We start from the raw sequence: 26,494 nt of genomic DNA on the forward strand, positions 1-26,494 counted from the left end.
CTGTTCCTGTTCTTCTGAGCTTAAGGCTTGCCAGCGCTCGTTGGCAATCCAGGCTACATCCGGCGATCGCTTCCCCCCCTGGGGTAAACTAAAAATAGTAGAAGAACTAAATACTTTCCCCAGTTGGGTTTGACGGTTCCATTGCCAGAGAAAACCAATGAGATCGGCTTCCCGATTGCCACTGATCGATCCGACTGGAGGCATGATCAAGAGTTCTCCTTGGGCGGTTTGTTCGAGTTGGTACTGTTCATTATTTTGGCAAAGTTGATAAAATTGCTGATCGGTGAGATGAACGGTTTTTAGGTTTAGAGTAATGGGTTCGTAAGTTAGCATAGTTTATGGATTGACAAAGGATTGATGTTCGGGGGTAGCTAATCCTGTTTGTAGAGTCGCGAGTACCTGAGCTAAGTCACCGGCTAATAAGGCGGCTTTATCTAACCATAATCCAGGGAACATCTGGGACTCTATAATTCCCTCTGCATTGGGTTCTAGTTTGATATATTGTTCATGCTCTAATCGAAACCAATCCAGTTCCCCGTCATCGACGCGCCAGACTAAATATTCTTGTACTTGGTTGCGACGATAAACATTGCGTTTTTGATGTAAGTCAATAGAAACACTACTGGCGGCAATTTCAACCATTAATTCTGGCGCACCTTCGACATAACCATCTTCGCTAATTGTGGATTGTCCCCCTTCTTTGATTCTCAGGAGCGCATCGGGTTGGGGTTCATTGTCAGAGTCTAAGCGGACAGTACAATTATCGCCTAATTGTAGATTAGGAGTAAAGGCTTGGTAGAAACTGAGCCAGCCCATAATAAAAGCATGGGGTTCGCCATGTTGGGTGATTCTTAAGGGAGATGCCATATAAACAATTCCTTCGATTAATTCGGCTTTTTTGCGATCGGGCATAGCATAATAACGACGCTCAAATTCTGTGCGCGTGAGTTTGTCGCCGTTTTCTAGGGGAGGAATGGTTATTTTGGGATTAATGGATTCAGTGGTTATCATATTTAGGATTGAGGAGATTAGAGAGAATTGCCCTCTCCCCCAACCCCCTCTCCCACGGGAGAGGGGGCTAAGTTTGTATTTTATTTATTAGAGAAAGGCTATAGCTAGTGTAAATGAGTTGTGCAACTGGAAATGCCCTCTCCCTTTCATGTCCGCTTTGCGGAAAATCCCTCTCCCGTGGGAGAGGGACTTACTCCCCTTCTCCTGCGGGAGAAGGGGCTAGGGGATGAGGGGCAGCCATTACATCACTCATTTAGGTTTGCTATGTATTTCTAATGGTACTGAGGGGTTTCTGGGGGGGGCAAGGTAATGGCCAAATTCGCTAAGGAAGCGATCGCCTAAAATAGCCTCCCGAATGCGTGAGGTAAAGCGCACCAATTCCGTAATATTGTGGATCGACAGCAGGGTATACACCAACAGTTCACGACAGCGCCATAAATGCCCCAAATAGGCGCGGCTAAAATTTTGACAGGTATAACAGGGGCACTCGGCATCGAGGGGGGCAAAGTCTTCGCGAAATTGGGCGTTTTTGATATTCCAGCGCTCTCCCCGCACAAAAACGGCTCCATGACGAGCTAACCGGGTGGGGATGACGCAATCAAAAACATCGATACCGGAGGCGATCGCCTGTACCATTTCTTTATAAGTTCCCACTCCCATCAGATAGCGGGGTTTTTCTGCCGGTAGAAGGGGTGCAGTCACCTTCACAATTTGGTTAATTAAATCCCCTGGTTCCCCCACACTCACCCCACCAATGGCATAACCGGGCAAATCGAGGGCGACTAATTGCTCGGCTGCGGCGGTTCTCAGGTCAGGATATACTCCCCCCTGAACGATGCCAAATAATGCCTGATCGGGGCGATTATGGGCGGCTATGCAGCGTTTTAGCCAGCGATAGGTGCGCTCTGTGGCAGCGATGACGGCATCTTTGGAGGCGGGATAGGGGGGGCATTCGTCAAACGCCATGATTACATCTGCACCGAGCTGATTTTGGATGGCGATCGCCTTTTCTGGAGTAAGATTAATAATTCGTCCATCTCTAGGCGATCGAAATTTTACTCCCTCTTCCTGAATGGTTCGTAAACTGGCTAAACTAAAAACCTGAAATCCTCCAGAATCAGTTAACATGGGGCCATCCCATCCCATAAACCGATGCAACCCTCCCCCACGAGCAATCAAATCCTCTCCCGGTTGCAGATGCAGATGATAAGTATTGGCTAAAACCATTTGAGCGCCCGTGCCTTTGAGTTGGGCAGGAGTTAGTGCTTTTACCGTCGCTAACGTTCCCACAGGCATAAATTTAGGCGTTTCCACCCTTCCATGGGGCGTTAAAAACGTCGCTGCTCTGGCTTGAGTTTGGGAACATTGGGCTTGTATCGAAAACCGAAAGGGTTGATGCATTATTGATAGCGTTTTCAAATAAAAAACAGACATGGTGTAGGGGCGAACGGCTGTTCGCCCCTACAATAGTATAGGAAGATGCTGATAGTAAGTCAGGGAGATTTGGGAGAAGTCTCTATTTCCGGTAATTTGAGTAAGACTCCCGCAATAAACCAATAATACACCGCCACGGGATCGACATCTAGGGGATAATAATAGGGAAAAAAGCTGACAATTAGAATAAAAATACAGAAACACAAGGACATTTTTTGCCAGCGATGATTGTGCAAAGCTCGATAAGCTTGGAAAGTGAGAAATGCCAGCACTGAAACTACTGCTAAAAAAGCGAGTAAGCCCAAAGGCCCAATTTCATAGAGGATCTTAGCATGGAAAGTTTCAATTAACCGAGTTGGGGCGAATTTTCGTGCTGCATTCGTCGCTGCACCAATGCCTTTTCCCCAAATTCCCTCTTGCTGATCTAAAATCCATTGCCATTGATTCCACATAAAATCTAGGGGTGGTGAAACAGTCCAACGATCCACTAAACTTTCTATTCGTTGCTCAACTCGATTAACGGTTTGAATAATTATACCACTGGCGATGATGGCGGCTCCCCATTTTAAGGGTAATCGTTTTTTATTTGAGGTACTTAGAAGTTGTAAAACAATAAAAATGATGGGGACTAACGCTAGGGCAATTCTTTGACCTGAGAAAATAGCCATAATAATCAAAAGTCCTGTACCAATAGCGCTGAGAATACGCCATTTCTTATCCAGATCGCTGATGTCAAGAGCAAAGAGAAAAAAGACACTAGAGATGAGAAACCATCCCCATTGCCAAGGGGCAACAAATGTGCCTGGAAGTCGAATTAATCCCGCATTGGGATTATATAACGCAGCTCCACCGATAAAGCAATGGGCATCTAGACTGGCACGATAGAGCTGTTCTGCGGAAAGGGGTCTACTACCTGGACAAATTCCTTTGGTTAGGAGTAAATATTGAATAAATCCTAGGGCGCAACAGATTAAAATGAGAAGGGTGTGGAGTCTGAGAAAAAAGGATAATTCTTCTTTACCATGAATGAGGTAATAGGCGCAAAGGATGAGGGGGATATAGCTTAATAAGGTTTTAATTCCTATTATTCCCATCAGGGTTTGATTGCCTAGGGTAGGATTGAAGCTTTCGCTAATGATGTTAATCCAGAAAAAGTGAGCGAATGTAATCAAGACTAGGGCAATTAGGGGAATGTAGAGGGGTTTTATTTTTTGCCAAAAGGGTTTGAGATAGTCGTGATCGTGGATTAAGATGGAGAGGAGAGCGGGAAGATAAAAGAAATCTTTAACTAAGTGGAGTAGGGGGTTACTGTCGGCAATTCCATGGGTGACGGTTCCTGCAAAGGGCATATAGATTAAAAACGCCCACAGTCCTAAAGCCGGGTAAGTATAAGAAAACCCCATAATTCCCCCAACCATGCCTGCAAAGATACCGGAAATCAAACCATCGAGTAGGGTGAATAATATCCCTGGTAAGAGGATAAAGGCGGTTAGTTGAATCAGTTCTCGGCGTTCCATGAGGGAATAGGGAATAGGGAATAGGGAATAGGGAATAGGGAATAGGGGTTTTATCCTTTCCTTACTCAAAAGTAGGCACAGTCCAGGAAATTCTTCATTGGGCTAATGATGAACCTGCTCTATGGTACTGTGCCTAATGGTAAATGTCTCGCTGATACCCTTTTGACGATCTGACAAAATACTAAGCTTGCAAGGCTGTTTGAATCTTATCTTGCAGAACAGAAACGACTTCATCTATGGCGATTTCCTCAGAAGCGAGGGTTGCCCGTTCTACACACTCTACTTTACCCGATTTGATGGCTCTGCCGGTAACTAAGCGATAGGGAATGCCAATTAAATCAGCATCTTTGAATTTTACCCCGGCTCGCTCATTGCGGTCATCGAGTAAGACTTCTATTCCGGCTTGTTGCAAGTCTTGATAGAGTTGTTCGGCGACTTCCATCTGTTGACTATCGGTAATATTGGGAACGCAGATAATTACCGTATAGGGGGCGATCGCCACCGGCCAAATGATGCCATTCTTATCATAGGACTGCTCCACGGCTGCTTGGGCGAGGCGAGACACTCCCACGCCATAACAACCCATAAAACAGGGTAATTCTTCCCCCTGTTCGCTGGTAAACGTGGCATTCATGGCTTGGGAATATTTGGTTCCCAACTGGAAAATATGACCGACTTCAATACCTCTGGCGGTTTGTAATAGTTGCGTCGGATCGTGAACGGTGCGATCGCCTGCTTTTGCGGTACGAACATCTACAATGCGATCGGGTAAAACAAACTGATCCCCCCAGTTTGCCCCCATCACATGGTATCCCGTCTCATTGGCTCCGGTAGCAAAATTTTTCAACTCCACGGCCGTCTGATCCACCAACCGCAGGAACTTCGGCGCTAAATTCTCCTGTTCAGAAATATACTCATCCCCTAATCCCGGATCGATATATCCCAGGGGTAGAGGTTTCGTTGCCCATTTGCTCTGCGCTTCCGGATCGGGAACCGTGAGGGCCAAAACCCCATTCGCGCCGTATTCTGGAGCTAGAGCCGTTAACTCATTGGAGAGCTTCACCTCATTGACATCCTGATCGCCGCGAATACTCACCAGTACCAAAACCGTCATGCCACTATCATAAACGACCTGATAGAGAACATTTTTTACCGTATTGGTGGCATCACAACCCAGAGCCTTGCAGAGGGTGGCAATGGTATTGGTATTCGGTGTTTCTACTTTTTTATACTCTGTAAAGGGAGAGGGTTGAGCATCCGCAGGCAGAGAAACCGCCTTTTCCACATTCGCCGCATATTGGCTATCTTCCGTGTAGAGAACCTCATCTTCTCCAGCCTCAGCCAATACCATAAACTCCTGAGAAACCCCGCCCCCAATGGCTCCAGAGTCCGCTTGTACCGGTTGGAACTTCAGACCGCATCGCCGTAGCATATTCCGATAGGCCCGATCCATATCCTGGTACGTCTGTTTCAAACTTTCCCGGTCAGTATGAAACGAGTAGCCATCCTTCATGATAAATTCCCGACCGCGCATCAAGCCAAACCGGGGGCGAATTTCATCCCGGAACTTAGTTTGAATTTGATACAGATGAACCGGTAATTGCCGATAGGAACGAATCATATCACGGGCGATCGCCGTAATCACCTCCTCATGGGTTGGCCCCAACCCCAACTCCCGCTTTTGCCGATCCTGCAACGCAAACATAATCCCTTCTGCCTTCGTATAGGTATCCCAGCGTCCCGACTCTTGCCACAGATCCGACGGTTGCAGTTGGGGAAGCAAGCATTCCTGGGCCCCCGTAGCATTCATTTCCTCGCGCACAATTTGGGAGACTTTTTGCAAAACTCGCCACATTAGGGGAAGATAAGCATAGAGTCCGCTACCAATTCGACGAATATATCCCGCCCGAACCAACAACTTATGGCTGGGAATTTCTGCTTCTGCTGGGTCATCTCGCAGCGTATTAAACAGCATGTGTGACAGTCGCATTCTGTATTGCTCCCACTTAGACCAATTCCCCATTATCTCACAAGAAGCAATCATTCAGAAACCGGGTTTCTCATCAACAATCTGGATCTATTCAAGGATGCTCACTGCTGATGAACATCAACAGATCTGCATCGCCTACTCGAAATGACTCATAGGCCCAAGGTTCATCTCCCTTGAGTTTAATGATAGTTTATACAACCCGTTCCGCGTGCGGCCGCTTGTTAGGCAAGCTACGAAGACCTAAATGCTAAACTAAAACCAAGCTCAATACATACCGCTTTCTCAATCTCTTCCCAGTAAATCTCCTCTAAATCACCCTGTTTATTTTTAATTCTCTGGGCATCCACAGCTCTCATTTGACTTAAGTTGATGTGTCGATCTTTATCTAATCCATTCTTGGCGGTCGGTGTAACATTCACAACAAATGGATAACTTTTTGCTCCGGGCAATAATGGAGCAACTATTGTCGTTGCCCCATTTTGGTTGCCAATATCGTTTTGCAAAATCAGACAAGGGCGCTCTTTATCAGTCTCATAACCAACAACAGGGTTGAGAGCGACCCACCATATCTCCCCTCGCTTGTAGGTTAAGTGTCCGTTAGGCATTTAAACCATCGCCTACTGCAACATCCCATACAGAAATTTCCTGTTGCAACTCTGGGTCATTAGCCTGATCTTTGTAAGCATCTTCTAGCTCCTTCATAAAAATCCTCCTCTTTTCTTGCCTGAGAATATTATTTATGAAGCTGCTACGATTGCTTGCTAACCGATCTATAAAATCTAGAACTTCGTCATCCAAGGTTATGCTGACTTTCTTACTCATAGTTGCAAACTGTCTGCGACAGATTGGTATGACTATATCATCATACTACCCAATCCTATGCTAATGGTCAATAAATGAATTGCAGGCAGTGGGTGTTACCTTAATCGATTAGGTGGATAAACATGCTTAGAGACTGGATTACCCTCAATAACATGGTCTTGGGTGGCAGAGAGGGGATAACCTCGGATAGCAAAGCCAATCAGTTGATTGATCGACCAAATCATAGCAGAAACGGCGATCGCATTACCCATTAATCGTCTACAATAATCATTAACCCCCCCATTGTTAATTTTGAATCGAAATGTCCTCAAAGGGTCGCCTCTCTCGCTATGTGCGCTTGGCCTTTGTCGCTCTGGCGTTCGTTTTGTATCCCTACTTGGTCAATCAACTTCCTGCCTTAGAAGACCTGCTCAAAGATGTGCCGCCTATCATGCTGATTATTGCTGCGTTGATATTTGCGGCTGTTGTTGTTGTCGGGCCAGAATTATTAAACGAAAAGGAGAACAGTACCGAGGAATTATGGCAAAAGTTCGCTCAAGGAAATCAGGAAAAGATTAGAGAGCGACTTAAAGGCAATCTGTATCAAGACTGTTATATTCCTCTGGATTGGGATGATTCTCCCATAGACTTAGATCAACCCGTTACTCCATCTCAACCGTCTCGGAGTCCACGGTTACTGATTTTAGGAGAACCGGGAAGTGGCAAAACCACAGAACTGCTGAGACTTGCCCAAAACTGGGCAAAAAAGGCCGCCCAGAACCCGGAGAAACCCATCCCGGTAATTTTTGAGCTGTCCACCTGGCGCGAGGAGAAAATCCTCGATTGGATGGTGGAACAGATGGCAGGGATATATGGCTTAAAGCCTGAACTTTGTCGTCAGTGGCTGTCAACAGACCGGATTATTCCCTTGCTCGATGGTTTGGATGAGCTAGGACAAGAGAGGATGAAAAAAGCCATTCATGCCATTGAGCAGTTGCAAGACGATTATCAGCAGCAGCAAAAATTCTTAGTTATTTGTTGCCGGGTTAAAGACTATGAAAGCACGACTACAGAGACGGAAACTGAACCCAACTATCGCCTGCGGTTCCGCCAACTTGACCGAGCGGTAAGATTGCGCCAATTAACAGATGAGCAAATTCAGCATTATCTAAACGAACGTAAAGCCTGCCATCTCTGGGAAGACTTAGGGACTCATCCAGAGTGGAAGCAATTGGCCAAGAATCCCATGTTTTTGAATCTGATGCCCATTGCTTACCCTTACCCGGAACGGTTGCCAGGGGATGCACCGGAAGATGTTGCCGCTTGTCAAAAGCAGCTTTTTGATGCATTTTTGGCGAAAAAACTGCCCCTAGAGGATTATTCGGCCAAACAAGCTAGGCATTATCTGGCTTGGTTAGCGGCGAGTATGGGCAAAGAAGGCATTAATCAACGGGAGTTTTTGATTGAATCCTTGCAACCGACATGGCTAGAAAATGCGCGGCAATACCGACACTATCGCCTGATTGTCGGGCTGATTGTCGGGCTGATTTTCGCGCTGATTGTCGGGCTGATTTTCGGGCTGATTGGAGGGCTGATTTTCGGGCTGATTGGAGGGCTGATTTTCGGGCTGATTGGAGGGCTGATTTTCGGGCTGAGTTTGGATCACACCTCCATTCAATTAACAGAAGCCCTCGATTTATCTTGGCAGGGAATCAAGCGCGGATTACGTCAAGGGCTGATTTTCGGGCTGATTGGAGGGCTGATTGGAGTGCTGATTTTCGGGCTGATTGGAGGGCTGATTGGAGTGCTGATTTTCGGGCTGATTTTCGGGCTGATTGGAGGGCTGATTGGAGGGCTGATTGGAGGGCTGAGAGCCGACTTAAAAGTAAGACAAAAGCCCAACGAAGGCATCTGGGAAACAGGGATTAAAACCCTGATTACCATCGGGTTAGCGATGCTCCTGTGCCCGCTCATTGTCATTGTACCGAATTGGGCAACTGGAGAAGAGGTGGATCTACTGACTGCCTTGATTCAAGGGGCAGGCAATGCAATATGGATCGGATTTTCTGTCGGGGGTGGTGTTGCTTTAATCCAACATTTTGCCCTGCGTTGGGTGTTGTCTCGTCAGGGAAATATGCCTAGGAATTATGCACACTTTCTCACTCAAGCCAGTCAAGCAGGGATCTTAAAACAATCGGGGGGACGGTTTCGCTTTTATCACGACACACTGCGGGAACATTTAGCCCAAGAAGTCCCCCTCCCTGCCTATACCCTACCCGCAGACCAAATAAATTTGGGTTTAGTGTTGATATTACTCTTCATGGGTGTTTGGTTGTCCAGCAGCATCAATATTTTTTCTGTTCAAGACATCACCAATATAGGGCTAGAGCCAATTTTACGCCCTCAAGACATGGTTTTTATTGACCGCTTAACCCCCCGCTTTTATCCCTCCTATCGAGGGGATATCATTGTCTTTGAGATTCCACCCTCAACTACTAGATACTGGAAATACATTATTGCCCAACCCCAGGAAACCCTAGAAATCCGATCCGGTGAAGTGTTCATCAATCATGAACCCCTCGATACCGGTTCCATCGAGTTACCCCCCACCTTTAACCAACCCCCCATCACCCTCAACTCCGATGAATATTACGCCATTGTCACCGATCGCGATTATACCGGCGACTTTACCGGTCAAGTGGTCTCCCGCCAACAAATTCGCGGTCAAGTGATTTTCCGGTTGTATCCCTTCCATCGGTTTGGTTCAATGAACAATGAACAATGAACAATGTCATTGCGAATGGAACGCAGTGGAATGAAGCAATCTCTTTTATCTCGGTAGTTTTGGCGTTTCCGCTTCGCGGACATGAAAAGCGAAGCTTGCGTGAAACGCGAAGCGCGAATGCTTCCCGGAGGTCGCAATGACAACTTTTTATCCGGACTTGATATCATATCAAGTCCGGTTTCCGCAAGCGGACATGAAAATTTGTTAAGAAGCGGGCAGATGCCCGCACTCCTCGAATTCTTTGATATGACTGGAGTGGGAGCATCTTGCTCCCTGGATTTTTAATTAGGGTATTTCCGCTTCGCGGACATGAATAAGCGAACTTGATATTACAGCAACTCCGGGAAAAACTCCGACAGTTAAACATCGATCCCGATACCCTATCGTAGTCCCATGATCCTATCAAAATAGGGGAAAACCAGGAGTGCGAGCATCTTGCTCGCTGTTGTTTGATCTAGGGATCGCCTTTCTCTCGTTTACCCTAGGGATCGCCTTTCTCTCGTTTACCCTAGCGATCGCCTTTCTCTCGTTTACCCTAGGGATCGCCTTTCTCTCGTTTACCCTAGGGATCGCCTTTCTCTCGTTTACCCTAGCGAGCGAGACGCTCGCACTCCCCCTCAATTCACCAAGCTCCCATAAGCAGCATCATTACTCTGCTTAAACACCTCATCATAAAGCTGCTCCACCTGAGAAATATTACGATTCAGGGTATAGCGCTCTAGTACCCGTTGCCGCGCCTTTTGTCCCAACATGACACTCAATTCCGGATGGTCTCGGAACAAAGGTAGCAAAGTTTGCAACTCCGTAGTAACTCGATTCGCATTCAAAATCACCCCTGCACCCTTTTCCAACACCTCACCATCCGCCCCCACATCTGTTGCCATGCAAGCCGTTCCGCAAGCCATAGACTCCAACAGGGATAAAGACAAACCCTCCACAAAAGAAGGTAAAATAAACACATCAGTCCCCCTCAAAATTTCGATCCGTTGCTGCTCATCCCCAATAAAGCCCAACCAAATCACCCCCTGTTCTGAGCCATAAGACGCGCTCAGAGCCGTTTTCAGGGGGCCAGTCCCCACGATCGCCAACTTACACCCCGACCCCAAATCCGCCATTTTCCAAGCCTTGAGCAAAGACTCCACATTTTTCTCGATCGCAATCCGTCCTTGATACAAAAATAACCGCTCTGCTTGCAAATCCTGCTTAATCAAAGACGGGCCAGGAGAATACTTCAGCGCATCCACCCCATTCGGAATCACCACTACTTTAGATGAAGGAACACCCAGTTTAATCAGAATCTCGCGCTGAATCTGGGAAAACACAATTGTTTTATCATAATTAGCCAAACAAGGAGCATAAAGTTGATAAGTCAACTGTTGCGTTCCCGAAGAAAAATTGCGTAACTTGCGGTCAAATGCTGGATGAAACGTTGCCACCAAAGGTAAATTGAGATCTTGGCAAATTTCCGGCAGCAGAAAATCCAGAGGAGACAGAGTTAACGATGCATGAACCAAATCCGGTTTTAAGGAATGGAGCGATCGCGCTAAAACCTTAGACGAACTCAACGTCGGAATCGTATAAATCGTCGATTTATACAAACAAGGAATCGGCACTTCTGCACAATCGGGCCATCCTTTCCCAGGCCCTTTACTGCTATCTGATAGCAATTCTGCCACCCCATCCTCCGCAGCAAAATGAAAAAAGCTCACCTGATGTCCCCGATCGAGCAACGCATTAGTCACCTCACGAGAATAGGTGACATTACCACAGAACGGAGATTTTTTACCAAGCCAAGCGATATGCATTCAATTGCCAAGTAAGGGGAGGGTAGTTGTGTTCTTAAGAGGGCGATTGATCCCGACCTCCTGTACGGGAAATATACCAGGTTGAGACTCCCCCTGCGAAGACCAAGAGCGCTAAAGCCAGTAAAACCGATTGAATTCCCAGCCATGCTTCCGCCACACTCACCAAAGCCAGAGGAAAACTCAAGGCAATATTAATCGCATTATTTTGGAGTCCGAACACCTTGCCTCGCATGGCTTCCGGCGTTTGGGATTGAATCGTAGTTTGCATGGGAATGCCAATAAACGCAGCCGATGCACCTAACCACCCAATCCAAAACAAAGACCATCCCAAAGATTGCACGGTAAACGATAAACCCAACAGCGATCCAGCCATTCCCATGGAGCCGATCAAACTCAATTGGGCATTCGATCCCCAACGATGGGCAAATTCTCCCACAACAGCCGCACTCAGGCCTAAACCGATACCGCCAGCAGCCAGTAAAAAACCAAATTGGGAGGCTTCCAGATTGGGAATAATTTCCGCAATTCGCACCGCCAAAACCGCTAAAGCCGCGAAAATACAGGAGAGAATAATCAGTTGTAAAATCGCATTCCGCACCCGATGGCGATCGCCCAAAAACTGCAATCCATCCCGCAGATCCTGCAAAACATGGGGATGTTCATGGTCTGGGGGATAAGTGTTTTCTTTCGTATCCACCACCAGCAAAATGAAACCCGCCAACACATAAGCCCCACCCACCAGGAATTCTTTACCCAGTTCACCATTGCCTAAAATGGGGCTAACCAGATGGCTGGCTAAGTCTAGAAGCGGATCTCCGAGGGCAAATCCCAGGATCACCGAAGCCATCATCGTCGAAGTGTAGAGAGAATTGGCAGGTAACAGCAGATGGCGCTTAACAATTAGGGGAATGATCGCTTGTTCAGCCGGAGCAAAGAATTGGGTCAACGTAGAAACAGCGAAGGTAATCCCTAAAAGTAGGGCAAAGCCAAGGGGAAGATCGATCGCCAAGTCAATGCCTGTAGAGAGGCTCAAAAACAGGGGAATGGTGAGGACAAAGACCCCCCGGAGCAAGTTAGTCAGCACTAAGACGGATTTTTTCGGCCAGCGATCCACAAATACACCGGCTAAGGAGCCAAACAGCACCGCCGGAATAGTAAACGCAATCATGATCGCCGATACCCAACCGCTAATGGTTTGTCCCTGATGTTCAAACTGACTGCTAATAATGGCAATCATTAACACCAGATAGACCTTATCGGCTAACTGGGAAAAAATTTGACCGCTCCATAGGGTGAGAAAATTGCGGTTTTTTAGCACTGCTCCCAGACTCGGAGAGGGCGGGGGTGCATTGGGGGTAGGGGTTTTAGGGGTTGTTTCTACATCAGTTTGGGATAAGGACATGGGTCAGGGAATAGGGAATGGGGAATGGGGAATGGGGAATAGGGAATGGGGAATAGGCCCTATCTCCCCTACAGAGAGAGCAAAGCGCTGTATCTTCAGGGGGGTTTCGGCAAGTTGGCTAGGCAGGGTTCTAGGAGGGTTGCGGCTCGGATCGGGCGATCGAAATGGTATTGGGCATAGGCACGCAGGAGAGTTTCTAGGGAGGGCCAGAGGTGGTCTGTTCCTTGTTCTAGTTTAGGGAGTTCTGGCCCCGCTAGATGCTGGAGTGTCCATAATTGGCTGGCGTTGAGGGAAAAGGTTTGGGGTTGGTGGGATTTTCTGGGCGAGTTTTGTACCTGATAATGACTTCCAGATTCCTGAACCTGAAAGGCTTGTAGCTCTTTTTCCGGGCTGACAATGCCACCAGAGGCGAGGTTAAATGGGATGTGCCACTGGGGATCTTGGAAATTTGGGGCGATCGCCTTTCCCGTGCTACAACAATTTTGCACTTGGGGCGCAATTCCCGCCAGAGCCAGCAGGTGAAAGGTTCCTTGGATTAGATGGGGTAAAGTGAGATTAAGATCGCTGGTTTCCAGGCGATCGAGATGGAGTAGCAGCAAGTCATAGAGGTCAGTTTGGGGGCGATCCGTGAGAGCCTGACAGAGGACTAATTCCGCTAAATATTGACTGGCTGTAAGTTTAAGTAAATGCTGACTTAAGCCCGGATAAGATTGAATCGTTTGGGCTTGAATAATTTTATCAAGCGATCGCCCCTTCACCACCAACAACTCATTCACCACAAACAACCCACTGCGCCCCCCCAAACTCGACTTCGCTTTTCGCGCTCCAGGGGCGATCGCCCGAATCAGTCCAAATTCAGAAGTTAAAACCGTTAACAGGCGATCGGATTCTCCCATAGGCATCCCCTTCAAATTAATACCCGTCGCCTTATACGTTTGGCTCATGCTCTCAACTAAAAATTAAAAATGGGTGTGGGTTGGCAGACAGCAGGTGGGCAGGAGAACAATGGATGTTATTTAAGATTTAAAGCTTTTTCCCTGCCCACCCTACGATAATTTACTCATGATCTCAACATTAATTGTTCATTGTTAATTGTTAATTGTTCATTGTTCATTGATATTACCCATTACCCATTACCATCTCCCGCTCCTCTATGAGCATCATCCCCCGCGAAGTCCCCAACCGGGTTGCTCCAGCCTCAATTAAGGCATAAGCTTGCTCTAAATTGCGAATCCCGCCAGCAGCCTTAATTCCCACATTCCCCCGACTCACAGACTTCAACAGTTTCACATCCTCCACCGTTGCCCCCCCTTGCCAACCCGTACTCGTTTTCAAGAACGCCACCCCCGCATCCAAACACAGTTCAGCCGCTAATCGTTTTTCCGCTTCCGTTAACACCGTCATTTCCAAAATCGCCTTCACCGTTTGCCCCGTTTCCTCACAAATTTGGGCCATTTCCCGATGCACCTCTTCCGTTTTTCCCGCCTTCAGTAAGCCAATATTCATCACCACATCTAACTCTACAGCTCCATGCTCAACCGCTTCCTGCGCTTCATAGAGCTTCACCCCTGGAGTCGTTGCACCCGTCGGAAAGCCAATCACCGTACAGACTTTCGTCGATTTTCCCTGCAAAATATCCGCCGTTTGCCGCACGTAGACAGGAGGCACGCAAACCGTAGGAAACTTCATCGCCATAGCCTGTTCGCACCATTGTTGCACCTGCTCCGGTGTTGCTGTGGGGTGCAACAGAGAATGTTCGATATAGTCAGCAATATCAATATCTGAATAGTCTGAATAGTCTAAAGCCATAATCCCTAGTGAGCCTTGATTTGGGTTATCCTCTATTTTTCCGGATCGAGGGGACACAAGGCAACCGGATGGGGATGGGGAGATGGAGAGATACAGCATTTTGTTCTGTTATATCAAGTCCGGTTTCCGCAAGCGGACATGAAAATTGGAAAAGAGAAGCGGGCAAGATGCCCGCACTCCTCGAATTCTTTGATATGACTGGAGTGGGAGCATCTTGCTCCCTGGATTTTTAATTAGGGTATTTCTGCTTCGCGGACATGAAAATTGGAAAAGAGAAGCGGGCAAGATGCCCGCACTCCTCGAATTCTTTGATCTGACTGGAGTGGGAGCATCTTGCTCCCTGGATTTTTAATTAGGGTATTTCCGCTTCGCGGACATGAATAAGCGAACTTGATATAAAGCGCGAATGGAGCGGAGTGGAACGAAGCAATCTCAGCAATATCGCGAGATTTGGCGATTGCTTCCCGGAGGTCGCAATGACAACTGTTTAACCAGATATGATATTACCCATTACCTATTACTCATGACAAGGAAGGGAAATCACAAATTCAGTCCCTTGTCCTACTTCTGAAGAACAAGTGATTGTTCCGCCATGTTTTTCTTTGACAATCTCACAGGCGATCGCCATACCCAAACCCGTCCCTTTTCCCACCTCCTTAGTGGTAAATCCCTGCTCAAATATTTTCCCTCTTACGGTTTCTGGAATTCCCATTCCATTATCCATAATTTTAACAAACACCGTCTTTTTATCTTCACTGATTCCAGTGGCAATTGTAATGCAATTATTATATTCCTCTAACTCTTCAAATGTTTTGAGTTTAGTCTTTTCTTCCAGAGTATCGATCGCATTTGCTAAGATATTCATAAAAACTTGATTGAGCTGTCCCGGATAGCATTGGATTGGCGGAATATTCCCATAATTTTTGACCACTTCAATAGCAGGGTGGTCATCGTTAGCTTTCAGGCGATATTTTAAGATCAGTAAGGTACTCTCAAGACCGTCATGCAAATTAAACTCAGTTTTTACCTCCGTATCAGTGCGAGAAAAGGTTCGCAAAGAGGTACTGATCTTAGCCATTCGTTTGACTCCTTTTTGCATGGAGGCAATATTTTTGGGAATATCCTCCAGCAAAAAATCGAGATCCACATCTTGAATTTGTTCTGCCAGTTGAGGACTCGGTTCAGGATATTCTTCGCGATAGCTTTTGAGAACCTCCACCAAGTCAAGAAGACATTCCTCTAGTATCGATAAATTGCCCCCAATAAACCCCAATGGATTATTGATTTCATGGGCAACCCCAGCCACAAGATTACCCAAAGTAGCCATTTTTTCCTGTTGCACCAATTGCATTTGCGAGGATCGCAACTTTTCCAATGCTCGGCTTAAATCAGCCGTGCGACGCTGGACTTGTTCCTCTAGTTGTGCCATGAAATTTCGCAACTGTACATGGGTTTTCACCCGCGCCAGCATTTCCACCTCCCGAAACGGTTTAGTAATGTAATCAACGGCTCCGAGGGCAAATCCTTTGCGAATACTCTCGTCATCGGATAGGGCAGTCAGAAAAATGATGGGAATACTGGCTGTATCGGGGTTTTCCTTGATTTTTCGACAGGTTTCAAAGCCATCGATACCCGGCATCTGAATGTCGAGGAGAATCAGATCGGGTATATAGTTTTGTAGGCGCTTGAGGGCACGCTCGCCACTGGTAACCGTCGCCACAATATAGCCCACAGGAGATAATACATCCGCGACTACGCGCAAATTGGCTGGTGTATCGTCAACGGCTAAAATTTCGGCTTTATTGTGCATGAGACTCTCCTTTGCTCAGATGTTGTTGTAGGATACCTTCAATTTCCTCCGTTGCAAATTGGTTGGCCAAGTCGAGTAAAGATTGGGTAAAAGGAATATAAGTCGAATCAGTCCGAGCGAGCGCTTCTAAGGACTCACCTAAATCTTTGATCCGATCTTGCTGGGCCAAATCCAATAGGGTAGTGAGGATAGAAGGCGCTGGCGGTACAATTTGCCTTGGGATGGACTCCCAGAGCGCGTCCGTATTCTCTGGGTTTTCATAAATCCATTGCAACTCTAAGCATTCGGAGATGGCTGCTAACAGCTCTCGAAGATCGACGGGTTTGTTGAGGAAGCAGTCTCCCCCTGCATCCATGGCTTTATGTTGATCTATTTGGCTGACGGATGCTGAAGAGACAATAATTTTGTGATGCTGCAAGTCCTGGGAACTCCGGATATGTTGGATGAACTCAAAACCATCCATAACTGGCATAACCAGATCGGTGATGACTAAATCAACGTGCAGCTCACCTAGTTTTTCTAAACCTTCCTGACCGTTTTCTGCTTCGACTATTTGAAAGTCGAGAGGGGCAAGTAAATTCGAGACAACGGCGCGGTTTTCCCAGCGATCGTCCACAATCAGAATTGTACACTGATTCTCCTCTGGAGAGGCTGCGCCAACACCTTCATAGCCGATGATGCGATCGCTCCCCTCCAAACCGCTCTGTCGTATTGCCCAATCTGAGGCGAGGGGAAAGCACACCGAGAAGGAAAATTCACTGCCCTGCCCCAATTGGCTGGTGACTTCAATTTGGCTACCCATTAACCCGACAATTTGCTGGGAAATAGCGAGTCCTAACCCGGTTCCTTCCGATTGTTTTTGGCGATCGCCCACTTGTTCAAAGGCTTGGAAAAGTTTGCCCAAATCGGCTGTGGCAATGCCAACTCCTGTATCAATGGCTCGGAAAAGGAGGGTTGCAGTGGTTTCTGACTGGTCAACGATATCGATTTGCAGCTTCACAGAACCGCGATCCCCCCTAACCCCCCTTTCTAAGGGGGGAACCGGATCGGTAAACTTAATGGCATTGCCCAAGAGGTTAATTAACACTTGTCGCAGCCGCTTTTCATCAGTTTCCACTCCCTCCGGTAGCCGAGAACTGGGTTCGTAAATAAAATCAATTCTTTTTTGCTCGGCCTTAATTCTGCACATTTCCACCACACTTTGCAAGAGGGAGGGAAAATGAACAGCAGTGGGATTCAACTCCAGTTTTCGAGCTTCGATTTTGGAGAGATCCAAAACATCATTAATTAAAGTGAGTAAGTGAGAACCGCATTGGTAAATGATATTCACTCCCTTGCTGTCTGGTTCTGAGAGCGTTTTAGAGCGTCCTAAAATTTGGGCGTAGCCGAGAATGCCGTTGAGGGGGGTTCTCAATTCATGGCTCATGTTGGCCAAAAATTCGCTTTTGGCTTGGTTGGCATTGTCGGCAGTTTCTTTAGCCACTTCTAATTCTAAGGTGCGATCGCGCACTTTTTCTTCTAGAGTATCGATCGCCGATCGCAACTGTGCAGTCATGGTATTAAAAGCACGAGCCAATTGGCCGATTTCATTGCCCGATTCCAGCTCTGCACGGGCGCTTAAGTTGCCCTCGGCGATTTGTTTGGCGGTCTCGGTCAACCGTTGAATGGGAGAAGCAATCACATTCGCCATACCAAAGCCCACGGCAAGGGCGGCTAGGGTGGTTCCGAAAGCCAACAGGAGGTTATGGCGGGTTTGAATATCGATGGGTTGCAGAAAAACGGATTTCGGGCGCAAATAAGCGATCTTCCAAGGTTGGATGTGGATCAGTTGGATCGCGCCTGCATATTCTATTTGCTGCTGTTGAGAAAGAATGGTATTGAAGTAGGGGCGATCGGGGTTAAAATTAGCGGCAAGTTGGTCAAAATCCCTCAGTTGAGTGGCGTTATCCTCCGTAAGGTCAGCAGGCAAGCGATAAATAGCCTGTAATTGCTCCAGGGTTTCCGGTTCCGGAGGTGCGAGAAATTGAAACAGAACCTCTTGAGGCAGACTGCCATCATCTCGATATCCCTGGGCCAAGCGCAAATTATGGTCGTCGAGCAGAATGGGAAAGGACAAGGAACCAGCTAAATTATTACTTTCGAGGATGAGATATTGGAGTTTAGCGGCGCTATACTGACTGCGTAGTACGCCCACAACTTCTCCCGTTTGGCGATCGCGGATGGATTGGCTGAAATATAAGTAGGGCTTGCCATCAGAAAACTCGACTTGGGATACAAAAGGCTCACCCGTTTCTAGGGCAATTTGGAAATAATCGCGATCCGATTCATCTCGTCCCATCTGAGAGCTATCAGTATCTAGGATATTCCGGCCCTCGGTATTCAGGAGAGCTGAGGAAACCAAGAAAACCTTATCTTTAACCAGCAAGCTGTCGAGCGTGCCCCGTGCCTGCTCTTCCAGGTCAGGAGAAGGGTTCGGGGCAGCTTGCAAATAGGCAGTCAGGGGGTCTTGTTGCGCTTCAGTAAAAATGACCGTTAAATTGACGCGCATGAAGGCATCAAGGGTGGTAGCCGTTTGGGATGCGGCGGCATCAAGGGATTGATTGGCCGATTCAATCAAGGCTGTCCGGGTTGTGTAGTAATTCCACCAAGCGAAACTCACTAGGGGAGTCAGGGCAATGAAACAAAATACGCCTAAAAGTTGATGGCGCAAGCTGTAATGATTAAAGAAACGCTCAATTCGTGAGCCAATAGTCCCAGGGGTAGCATTCATGGTCTTGTGTTAAAGAGTTTCTGTTGCTCTGGCGGCGGCTTCTGCCATATTATTTAGGGTAGTCTTAATACTCTGTTGGTCTGTCATTAATTTTCCCAGTTCTACAGGGAAGCGATCAAAACCCAACTCAACCCAATTGGGATGGTGAGGTTCTGTTCCCATGCGATTTTCAATGGCATCCAACGTGACATTAAAATAATTGCTCACTTCGGGATTGTCTCCAAACCCCACTTTCAATCTCGGATCGTTGTAGGTGCTGCGGCGAGTGCTGTTGGTTTTAGCCAAAATCGCTATGCGGGTGAGAATATCGGCACTGGTGAGCCATTGCAGAAAGACCCAGGCTGCGTCTCGGTTTTTGCTGTAACGAGACAGGGCCAAACTGCTGCCCCCTTGATTGCTAATGCCTGGGACTTCCCCAAAGCCGCATTGACTGGGAGGACGCAGCGCAATTTCTTGGGGACAAGGAGCAACGGCTACTCTTCCGGATATTTGGGAGCCAAATGATCCTTCAAACCAGGGAAACCTTTCTCCCCAAGAGATAAACAGGGCGGCGCGACCTTGGCGAAAGGCTTCTCCTTCCCCATCCCAGTCCCAGGTTATGGCTTCGGGGGGAGCATATTGCCGTTGAGCCAGCATATATTCTAGGGCGGCGATCGCGCGATCGTCATTAATGGCTGGCTCTCCATTAGCATAATAGGTCGATCCACCATGGGCCCACAACCAAGCCGTCATATTGCAAAACAAGCTGTAATGCTCTAGCTTCCACTGGCCGACTGTTCCATAGACTTGTGGGGCTTTGGCTTGGGTAATTGCTTGCATCGTTCCCAAGTAGTCTGCCATGGTTGTCGGCACAGATAACCCCCATTCCTCCAGAATATCTGGGCGGTAGAACATGATAAAGATGGGGATATCGTAGGGGATGGCGGCCAACTGTCCTTGATAAGAGGAAACATGGGCAACTAAAGAGGGGAAAAAATCCTCAAAGTTGTAGTTGGGATATCGCAGGTTGCTGTTTTCCAGCAGTTCTTTGGGATTGACCCCAACCTCCAGAAAACGACCGATCCAAGCCTGATCCCAATACATGATGTCATAGGTTCCGGCTTCTCTGGCGATGTCTTGTTCAATTCGTCCTAAAACGCGATGGAGGGGGAGTAGATCCCATTGCACGTCGATTCCGGTTAGGGGAGTGAATTCTGCTTGCGTTAATTCCTGAGCGACTCTCACACCCGGTACATCTTCTATTACCAATCGTAGAGTCGTGCCGGAAAATCTTTTGCCCACCTCTTTGAAAAAGTGATAAGCATCAGTTCCGACTACACTGGCCGATTGGGAACCGCGAGTGGCTTCGAGGGATAATTGAGCGGAAGAGGATGGAGAAAAACGGCGACAGGCATTTAAGGCAGACGTAGCACTCCATCCCAGAGCGGCTGAGGTTCCCCACCGTAGGACATCTCGTCTTTTCATGGTTAAAGTCTTTTGATAAAGAGTTGGTCAAAGGGTTGTTATTTGTAAAAGAATTTGCCGTCGATTCAGATCATTTTACCCTGTGTCCAACCGTTCACGCGACAAAAGTTACCCTCACCGATATTTTCCTTCACTGCTATGATCCTGGCGATCCCCCCTAATCTGAACTCCTTATATAGCTAGTCTAAATCAGTTGTGCAACTGGAAATGCCCTCTCCCTATATCCCTCTCCCAAGGGAGAGGGACTTCTGCTCCCCTTCTCCTGCGGGAGAAGGGGGTAGGGGGATGAGGGGCAGCCATTACATCACTCATTTAGGTATTGCTATATGACATAAGTTTTTAATCTTGAATGGTATCGGTTAAATCTTCAGTTTCCACACTACCCCAAGGTAATTTACACAAAATGCGACTGGTTTGTGCGGACGCTTCAGGGGAGGGAACTTGGAGTAACTCTAGGCTGCCGTTCATCAGTTCTAAGAGCAGTTGATTGGCCATGAGGGTGAGTCCTGGGGAGGGTGAACCATTCCAATCTAATTCTGGGGAAGGGGGAGTGTTGAGTAGATCAATGGGTTCTTGCCAGCAGTCGGGGGAGCGTTGGTCTTCGAGATAGAGATAAACTTGTTGGGTTTCGGGAACAGCGTCGGCATGAAGGTGAATAGAGCCTTCGCTCATGTGGGCGATCGCACTATCGACTAAACTGGTTAAGACTTGTCTGAGGCGACGTAAATCGGCTTGAACATAAATTTCGGGGTCAGGCATGACAATATCGAGACGTAAATTGCGATTGGCTGCCTGTAAATAGGTTAAATCATAGATGTCTTGAAAGACTTCGGTTAAGGGAATGGTTTCGATTTCCATGACATCGGTTCCTTGTTCGGTTTTGGAAATCATCACCATTTCATCAATGAGCTTAATTAATTTGAGGGCAGAATCATGGGCCTTGGCGATAAATTCTCGTTCTTCTTCTGGGGAGTCACAGAGGTCATTGAGAATCAGTTGATGCATTCCAATGAGACCGTTGAGGGGCGATCGCAATTCATGGGAAATTCTGCCTAAAAAGCCTTGCTTGAACTGGGCCATTTCGGTTGCCATTTGATAGGCTAATTTGAGCTGTTGCAGATCATCCCCATCGGATGAAGAAGCAGAGTCATTACGGTTCATCTTTGTTTTCCTTGAGCGTTTCCGGTTCTTCCACAGGATGCGACTGAGAGTCAGCCCCCCTATGCCCACAATCAGTCCCGATGTAAACTCTAACCAATTCCCCCAAGTCATGGTAGTGAGTCAATCCCCAAGTGATTCAGCAATAAATAATAAGTAATAAGTGATATTTTAACCCATTTTTAATTTTTAATTTTTAATTTTTAATTGATATCAACGGCTCCTTGTCTTAAAATTTCCCAGCCGTTCCCTGTCCAACGGGCAACAGTTGAGGGAATACCACTGGCTGAGGTTTCGGGGTTAAATTCCTCGGAGTTCAGGGTTAGCACTTGGGGGAATTGGGCGGCAATTTCGGCTAGGGTTTCTAGGGGAGGATGGCCGGAGCGGTTGGCGCTGGTGGTGGCTAGGGGGCCGGTTTGAGCGAGGAGGGTTTGGGCGATCGCACAATTAGGTATCCTCAAACCGATACTGCTGGGATTTTGCGGGTTCAGTTCTTTAGGTACGGCCGCAGATGCGGGTAAAACGAGAGTGAGCATTCCTGGCCAATATTGGGCGGCTACCTGTTGCCAAATTTGCTCTGCTTCAGGCGTTCCCTGGCAAAAGGGCCAAAGGTCTTGGGGAGCAGCTCCCATGAGAATTAGGGGTTTGTCTAAACTGCGGTTTTTAGCCTCGAAAATCAGGGGGGCGCACTGGGGCAGAGCCGCTAAAGCGGGTACAGTATCCGTGGGGAAGCTCACCAATTGACCCGCTTTAGCCCCCGCAATCAGTTCCTGGAGGGAAACTTGGTTCATGGGGAATCGTCCTCTTCGTCCTCTTCGTCCTCTGGTTTACTGGCAGGGGGGGGTAAAATTTGCTCTGGGGTGATTAGGCGATCGTCTTTGATAATGGCGATAATCATTTTAATCGACTCCATTATCCCAGGAGTTTCCACAAATTGTTGATGTTCGGTCACCGAATTAGCCAGGCGAGTGAGAATTTTACTAAAGGATTTATCCCTAGCCTGCATGGTCTGTTCTTCGGTTAGTTTTTGTCCTTTTTCGGCGGCTTCTAAAATGGGTAAAAGTGGGGTGGCTTCTTGGATGGCCTCGCCACGATTAATCAGTAAGTCAATCAGGGTCACCACATCTCTAGCCGCTTTTTGTAGGGGCAATTCTTCCTCTATAGCGGCGTTAGATGAGTCTATGGCAGGCCCAGAGGCTCCAGGGGCAAAAAGAACATTTTCTAGGGATAACCCATCGGGAAAGCCCTCTAATTGCCCTTCTTGCCACAATTCGATCGCCTTATCTAGGGCTTTTTGGCGGTTGGCTTCGGTGTTGCGACGACCTTCTACGGCAATCAGGGTTCCTTTTTGGTCTTCGGGGGAAACGCTGAGGTCATCGACGATCAGATAATTAACTGTTGCTTTTTTACGACCCATGGAGTTTATAGCTGATGAAAAGCGCTATCCCAGTTTACCGTATGGGTGACAAAGGTGACTCGGAGAGGAGAAAGGAGGAGCGGCGATCGCCCAGACTGATAAAATAAATCCATTAAATTAATCTTCAGTGTCTGGAATGAATGATTCTGCTGCCTTTTATCTTTATGGTATTTTTCCCTCTCCAGGCCCGCAACACTTAGATTTAGTGGGATTGGATAAACAACCGGTTCATGCTTATCAAGTGGATAAATTTACGTTTCTTTGCTCTGAAGCCAAACAAGACCGCTATTTGGCTAGTCGTCGAAATCTGTTGTCCCATGAACGGGTGTTAGAAGAAGCGATGCAAGCGGGCTATCGCACGGTTTTACCTCTGCAATTTGGATTAACGGTGGAGAATTGGCAAGAGGTGCAAGCGCTGCTGATTGAGCCGTATCGAGACCAGTTAACGGCGTTATTCCAAAAGCTCAAGGGTTATCGAGAGGTGAGCGTAAAGGTGTTGTGGGAGATGGAGGGGGAGTTACAACAGGTTTTAGCAGAAAATGAACAGTTAAGGCAAAAGCGCGATCGCCTGGAGGGACAACCCCTAGGGATGGATCAGGTGATTGGCATTGGTCAAGCGCTGGAGCAAGCTTTGCAGAATCGGCAGGATGAGATTATTGGCGAATTTCAACAGGTGCTGAATCCTCTGGCGATCGAAGTGATTGAAAATGAGTCTCTCACCGATGCCATGATTTATAACAGTGCCTATCTCATTCCTTGGGATGATGAACCGAAATTCTCGCAGCAAGTCGAGCATTTAGATCTGCATTTTGAAGGCCGTTTGCGGATTCGATATAATAATTTTACCGCTCCATTCAATTTTGCCAAATTAGAGGATTAATCCCTAGGATTTAAACATGATTATAAAATTACTCACCCTACCCATTCTTGGCCCCATTGAAGGGATGCTTTGGATTGGCGAACAAGTCCTAGAACATGCCAATGCCGAGTTAAATGATAAGGAAGATTTGCATAAGAAACTGCTCACCCTTCAGTTAGCCTTTGATATGGGTGATATTTCGGAAGAAGAATTTGAAGAACAAGAAGAAGCGCTCTTACTCGCCATTCAGGAACTCGAAGAAGAAGAGAGGGAGTAGTCCCATCTCCCCACTCCCCCTATCCCCCCATCCCCTTTCCTGGTACTCTAGTGACCGACTGGCCTTTAATCAATCCAACTAAACAAAACCTTATGACCATTATCGCTGACAACTTCGCTATTGATATCAATAGCTACAAGCCCCTCACCCTCGACCCCAGCCAACCGACCCTCACCGACGAACAACGGGAAGCTCTCAAATACAACATCCAACTCTGTCGGGACACCCTCATCTTCTTCACCGCCACTGGTGCAGCTAGAGGTGTCGGCGGACACACCGGTGGCCCCTACGACACCGTACCCGAAGTCATGATCCTCGATGCCTTCTTCCGAGGAGCGCCCGATAAATTTGTCCCCATCTTCTTCGATGAAGCCGGACACCGGGTCGGAACTCAGTATCTCATGTCCGTCCTCAACGGCGACATGCCCGCCGAAAAACTGCTCCACTATCGCGAAGCCCATCACCACCTCCCCGGACACCCCGAACTCGGCTTAACCCCCGGCGTTAAATTCAGTTCCGGGCGCTTAGGTCATATGTGGCCCTACGTCAACGGTGTTGCCCTCGCCAACCCTGGCAAAACCGTCTTCTGTCTCGGTTCCGATGGTTCCCAACAAGAAGGAAACGACGCAGAAGCCGCCCGGTTAGCCGTCGCCCAATACATCAACGTCAAACTGCTCATTGATGATAACGATGTCACCATTGCCGGAAATCCTTCCAAGTATTTACCCGGCTTTAGCGTCGCCCAAACCCTCGCCGGCCATGGCGTAAAAATTCTCGAAGGCAACGGAGAAGACATTGATGACCTCTATGGTCGTCTCTGCGAAGCCGTCAACACTCCCGGCCCCGTTGCCGTCATCAACAAGCGCCCCATGTGTCCCGGTATTGAAGGACTCGAAGGCTCAAATCATGGTCATGATGTCATCTCCTTAAAATTGGCTCTCCAATACCTCGAACAACGGGGTCATACTGCGGCGGTAGAATATCTCAAATCCATTGAAAAACCCTCACAAAGTTATACCTTCCTCGGTTCTAGCGACAAACTTGGCTCCAACCGCAACGTCTTCGGTGACGCTGTTGTTTCCATCCTCGGACGCATGAGCGAAGACGAGCGCAAACAAAATGTCCTCTGCGTCGATAGTGACCTAGAAGGCTCCTGTGGCTTAAACAAAATCCATGAAGCTCACCCCGAAATTTTTGTCAGTGGTGGCATTATGGAGCGGGGTAACCTCTCTGCTGCGGCTGGCTTTGGTATGCAGAAAGGCAAGCAAGGAATTTTTGCGACCTTTAGCGCCTTCCTAGAGATGTGTATCTCAGAAATTACGATGGCTCGCCTCAACTACTCCAACCTCCTCTGTCATTTCTCCCATGCGGGAATTGATGACATGGCGGACAATACCTGTCATTTCGGCATCAATAATCTCTTTGCTGACAATGGTTTAGATGATGGCTACGAAACCAGGGTTTATTTCCCCGCCGATGCTGGACAAATGAAGGCTTGTGTGGAAGCGGTTTTCCATCAACCCGGACTGCGGTTTATTTTCTCGACTCGTTCTAAAGTTCCGTTCTTACTCGATGGCGAAGGTAAAGAACTCTATGGCGATGGCTATACCTTTACTCCTGGTAAAGATGAAGTGATTCGCGAAGGAAGTGCCGGTTATATTGTCAGTTTTGGGGATGGTCTCTATCGCGCTCTGGATGCGGTTGAGCGCCTGAAGCAAGAAGGCATTGATGTGGGTTTAATTAATAAATCGACGCTCAATGTGATTGATGAAGAGATGATGACCAAAGTGGGAAATGCTCCCTTTGTCTTGGTGGTTGAATCCTTTAACCGCAAAACCGGTTTAGGTAGCCGCTTTGGTTCCTGGTTATTGGAGCGGGGATTAACACCTAAGTTTGCTTATTTGGGTGTGCATAAGGAAGGATGCGGTGGACTGTGGGAACAGTTCCCCTATCAAGGTATTGACCCTGTTGGCATTATGAGTAAGGTGAAGGCGTTAGTGAGTTAATTTTTAGCGCCCATTAGCAATAGAAACCGGGTTTCTACAACAATACCTTCGCCAAAAAAGGGTAGAGCCGGGTATAGTAAGGTTGTTGTCAACCACAACTACAACCTCTATACCCAGCCCATGCTTGACATATTAACACTTTTACAATGCTTGCAACCATACATCGGGGCCACGAGTAT

The 26,494-nt window shown here is 47.6% G+C and carries 23 protein-coding genes; 5 read left to right on the forward strand and 18 right to left on the reverse strand.

Features of this window, described 5'->3' with window-relative positions:
- From PMG71_RS20245 to PMG71_RS20275, 8 genes are all read right to left on the reverse strand, one after another.
- Positions 1-333: Uma2 family endonuclease (locus tag PMG71_RS20245; RefSeq protein ID WP_283755538.1), on the reverse strand; the 333-nt coding region annotated here is incomplete at its 3' end.
- Positions 334-336: 3 nt separating this feature from the next.
- Entirely contained in the window at positions 337-1,011 is a 675-nt protein-coding gene (locus tag PMG71_RS20250; RefSeq protein ID WP_283755539.1) for a Uma2 family endonuclease, read from the reverse strand.
- A gap of 249 nt (positions 1,012-1,260) precedes the next feature.
- On the reverse strand, positions 1,261-2,412 hold the full coding sequence (gene tgt / locus PMG71_RS20255) for a tRNA guanosine(34) transglycosylase Tgt (RefSeq protein WP_283755540.1): 1,152 nt from the start codon (positions 2,410-2,412) through the stop codon (positions 1,261-1,263).
- A gap of 92 nt (positions 2,413-2,504) precedes the next feature.
- On the reverse strand, positions 2,505-3,962 hold the full coding sequence (locus PMG71_RS20260; protein WP_283755541.1) for a hypothetical protein: 1,458 nt from the start codon (positions 3,960-3,962) through the stop codon (positions 2,505-2,507).
- Between the two features lie 181 nt (positions 3,963-4,143).
- Positions 4,144-5,952 carry a proline--tRNA ligase gene (gene proS / locus PMG71_RS20265; RefSeq protein WP_283755542.1) on the reverse strand — a complete coding sequence of 603 codons (1,809 nt, stop codon included), beginning with the start codon at positions 5,950-5,952 and terminating at the stop codon, positions 4,144-4,146.
- A 230-nt stretch (positions 5,953-6,182) separates the two neighbouring features.
- Positions 6,183-6,557: a type II toxin-antitoxin system PemK/MazF family toxin gene (locus tag PMG71_RS20270; RefSeq protein WP_283755543.1), complete on the reverse strand. Its 375-nt coding sequence runs from the start codon at positions 6,555-6,557 to the stop codon at positions 6,183-6,185.
- A complete protein-coding gene (mazE, locus tag PMG71_RS24045; RefSeq protein ID WP_283767345.1) occupies positions 6,550-6,774 on the reverse strand; it encodes a type II toxin-antitoxin system MazE family antitoxin in 225 nt (74 codons plus the stop codon). Before mazE ends, PMG71_RS20270 begins: the two co-directional genes overlap by 8 nt.
- A 95-nt stretch (positions 6,775-6,869) precedes the next feature.
- Entirely contained in the window at positions 6,870-7,085 is a 216-nt protein-coding gene (locus tag PMG71_RS20275; protein ID WP_283755544.1) for a hypothetical protein, read from the reverse strand.
- Between PMG71_RS20275 and lepB the strand changes: the two genes are divergently transcribed.
- Complete coding sequence (gene lepB / locus PMG71_RS20280) at positions 7,076-9,538, forward strand: signal peptidase I (RefSeq protein ID WP_283755545.1); 2,463 nt, start codon at positions 7,076-7,078, stop codon at positions 9,536-9,538. The two genes, PMG71_RS20275 and lepB, sit on opposite strands and share 10 nt — an antisense overlap.
- Before the next feature lie 424 nt (positions 9,539-9,962).
- On the forward strand, positions 9,963-10,199 hold the full coding sequence (locus tag PMG71_RS20285; RefSeq protein WP_283755546.1) for a hypothetical protein: 237 nt from the start codon (positions 9,963-9,965) through the stop codon (positions 10,197-10,199).
- Here PMG71_RS20285 and PMG71_RS20290 read toward each other — a convergent pair.
- From PMG71_RS20290 to PMG71_RS20335, 10 genes are all read right to left on the reverse strand, one after another.
- Positions 10,156-11,343, reverse strand: coding sequence for a glycosyltransferase family 4 protein (locus PMG71_RS20290; protein ID WP_283755547.1), 1,188 nt, complete (start codon positions 11,341-11,343; stop codon positions 10,156-10,158). The two genes, PMG71_RS20285 and PMG71_RS20290, sit on opposite strands and share 44 nt — an antisense overlap.
- A gap of 34 nt (positions 11,344-11,377) precedes the next feature.
- Positions 11,378-12,745 carry an MFS transporter gene (locus PMG71_RS20295; RefSeq protein ID WP_283755548.1) on the reverse strand — a complete coding sequence of 456 codons (1,368 nt, stop codon included), beginning with the start codon at positions 12,743-12,745 and terminating at the stop codon, positions 11,378-11,380.
- 95 nt (positions 12,746-12,840) lie between these two features.
- On the reverse strand, positions 12,841-13,689 hold the full coding sequence (recO, locus tag PMG71_RS20300) for a DNA repair protein RecO (RefSeq protein WP_283755549.1): 849 nt from the start codon (positions 13,687-13,689) through the stop codon (positions 12,841-12,843).
- A 175-nt stretch (positions 13,690-13,864) separates the two neighbouring features.
- Entirely contained in the window at positions 13,865-14,554 is a 690-nt protein-coding gene (gene deoC / locus PMG71_RS20305; RefSeq protein WP_283755550.1) for a deoxyribose-phosphate aldolase, read from the reverse strand.
- 517 nt (positions 14,555-15,071) lie between these two features.
- Positions 15,072-16,364: a sensor histidine kinase gene (locus tag PMG71_RS20310; RefSeq protein WP_283755551.1), complete on the reverse strand. Its 1,293-nt coding sequence runs from the start codon at positions 16,362-16,364 to the stop codon at positions 15,072-15,074.
- Complete coding sequence (locus tag PMG71_RS20315) at positions 16,354-19,134, reverse strand: response regulator (protein WP_283755552.1); 2,781 nt, start codon at positions 19,132-19,134, stop codon at positions 16,354-16,356. The genes PMG71_RS20310 and PMG71_RS20315 overlap by 11 nt, the downstream gene beginning before the upstream one ends.
- A gap of 9 nt (positions 19,135-19,143) precedes the next feature.
- Positions 19,144-20,598, reverse strand: coding sequence for an ABC transporter substrate-binding protein (locus PMG71_RS20320; protein WP_283755553.1), 1,455 nt, complete (start codon positions 20,596-20,598; stop codon positions 19,144-19,146).
- Positions 20,599-20,937: 339 nt separating this feature from the next.
- Complete coding sequence (locus PMG71_RS20325) at positions 20,938-21,759, reverse strand: sensor histidine kinase (RefSeq protein ID WP_283755554.1); 822 nt, start codon at positions 21,757-21,759, stop codon at positions 20,938-20,940.
- A 200-nt stretch (positions 21,760-21,959) separates the two neighbouring features.
- Complete coding sequence (locus PMG71_RS20330) at positions 21,960-22,547, reverse strand: L-threonylcarbamoyladenylate synthase (protein ID WP_283755555.1); 588 nt, start codon at positions 22,545-22,547, stop codon at positions 21,960-21,962.
- Positions 22,544-23,173 carry a hypothetical protein gene (locus tag PMG71_RS20335; protein ID WP_283755556.1) on the reverse strand — a complete coding sequence of 210 codons (630 nt, stop codon included), beginning with the start codon at positions 23,171-23,173 and terminating at the stop codon, positions 22,544-22,546. Before PMG71_RS20335 ends, PMG71_RS20330 begins: the two co-directional genes overlap by 4 nt.
- 136 nt (positions 23,174-23,309) lie before the next feature.
- On the opposite strand from PMG71_RS20335, the gene gvpF reads away from it, so the two are divergent.
- The 3 genes from gvpF (at position 23,310) to PMG71_RS20350 (ending at position 26,315) form a co-directional block, all read left to right on the forward strand.
- Complete coding sequence (gvpF, locus tag PMG71_RS20340; RefSeq protein ID WP_283755557.1) at positions 23,310-24,053, forward strand: gas vesicle protein GvpF; 744 nt, start codon at positions 23,310-23,312, stop codon at positions 24,051-24,053.
- Positions 24,054-24,069: 16 nt separating this feature from the next.
- The gene (locus PMG71_RS20345) at positions 24,070-24,309 is read left to right on the forward strand and encodes a gas vesicle protein GvpG (RefSeq protein ID WP_283755558.1); all 240 of its coding nucleotides are present in this window, start codon (positions 24,070-24,072) and stop codon (positions 24,307-24,309) included.
- A gap of 92 nt (positions 24,310-24,401) precedes the next feature.
- A complete protein-coding gene (locus tag PMG71_RS20350) occupies positions 24,402-26,315 on the forward strand; it encodes a transketolase C-terminal domain-containing protein (protein WP_283755559.1) in 1,914 nt (637 codons plus the stop codon).
- Positions 26,316-26,494: the final 179 nt, after the last annotated feature.

This window comes from Roseofilum acuticapitatum BLCC-M154, assembly GCF_030068475.1.
Taxonomy (GTDB): Bacteria; Cyanobacteriota; Cyanobacteriia; order Cyanobacteriales; family Desertifilaceae; genus Roseofilum; species Roseofilum acuticapitatum.

Coding starts and splice junctions, on each gene's coding strand:
- PMG71_RS20295 (WP_283755548.1), bottom strand. CDS start 12,745: ATGTCCTTATCCCAAACTGATGTAGAAACAACCCCTAAAACCCCTACC.
- PMG71_RS20345 (WP_283755558.1), top strand. CDS start 24,070: ATGATTATAAAATTACTCACCCTACCCATTCTTGGCCCCATTGAAGGG.
- PMG71_RS20310 (WP_283755551.1), bottom strand. CDS start 16,364: ATGCACAATAAAGCCGAAATTTTAGCCGTTGACGATACACCAGCCAAT.
- proS (WP_283755542.1), bottom strand. CDS start 5,952: ATGCGACTGTCACACATGCTGTTTAATACGCTGCGAGATGACCCAGCA.
- PMG71_RS20250 (WP_283755539.1), bottom strand. CDS start 1,011: ATGATAACCACTGAATCCATTAATCCCAAAATAACCATTCCTCCCCTA.
- PMG71_RS20350 (WP_283755559.1), top strand. CDS start 24,402: ATGACCATTATCGCTGACAACTTCGCTATTGATATCAATAGCTACAAG.
- tgt (WP_283755540.1), bottom strand. CDS start 2,412: ATGCATCAACCCTTTCGGTTTTCGATACAAGCCCAATGTTCCCAAACT.
- lepB (WP_283755545.1), top strand. CDS start 7,076: ATGTCCTCAAAGGGTCGCCTCTCTCGCTATGTGCGCTTGGCCTTTGTC.
- PMG71_RS20315 (WP_283755552.1), bottom strand. CDS start 19,134: ATGAATGCTACCCCTGGGACTATTGGCTCACGAATTGAGCGTTTCTTT.
- PMG71_RS20260 (WP_283755541.1), bottom strand. CDS start 3,962: ATGGAACGCCGAGAACTGATTCAACTAACCGCCTTTATCCTCTTACCA.
- PMG71_RS20325 (WP_283755554.1), bottom strand. CDS start 21,759: ATGAACCGTAATGACTCTGCTTCTTCATCCGATGGGGATGATCTGCAA.
- PMG71_RS20290 (WP_283755547.1), bottom strand. CDS start 11,343: ATGCATATCGCTTGGCTTGGTAAAAAATCTCCGTTCTGTGGTAATGTC.
- PMG71_RS20330 (WP_283755555.1), bottom strand. CDS start 22,547: ATGAACCAAGTTTCCCTCCAGGAACTGATTGCGGGGGCTAAAGCGGGT.
- gvpF (WP_283755557.1), top strand. CDS start 23,310: ATGAATGATTCTGCTGCCTTTTATCTTTATGGTATTTTTCCCTCTCCA.
- PMG71_RS20320 (WP_283755553.1), bottom strand. CDS start 20,598: ATGAAAAGACGAGATGTCCTACGGTGGGGAACCTCAGCCGCTCTGGGA.
- mazE (WP_283767345.1), bottom strand. CDS start 6,774: ATGAGTAAGAAAGTCAGCATAACCTTGGATGACGAAGTTCTAGATTTT.
- PMG71_RS20335 (WP_283755556.1), bottom strand. CDS start 23,173: ATGGGTCGTAAAAAAGCAACAGTTAATTATCTGATCGTCGATGACCTC.
- deoC (WP_283755550.1), bottom strand. CDS start 14,554: ATGGCTTTAGACTATTCAGACTATTCAGATATTGATATTGCTGACTAT.
- recO (WP_283755549.1), bottom strand. CDS start 13,689: ATGAGCCAAACGTATAAGGCGACGGGTATTAATTTGAAGGGGATGCCT.
- PMG71_RS20270 (WP_283755543.1), bottom strand. CDS start 6,557: ATGCCTAACGGACACTTAACCTACAAGCGAGGGGAGATATGGTGGGTC.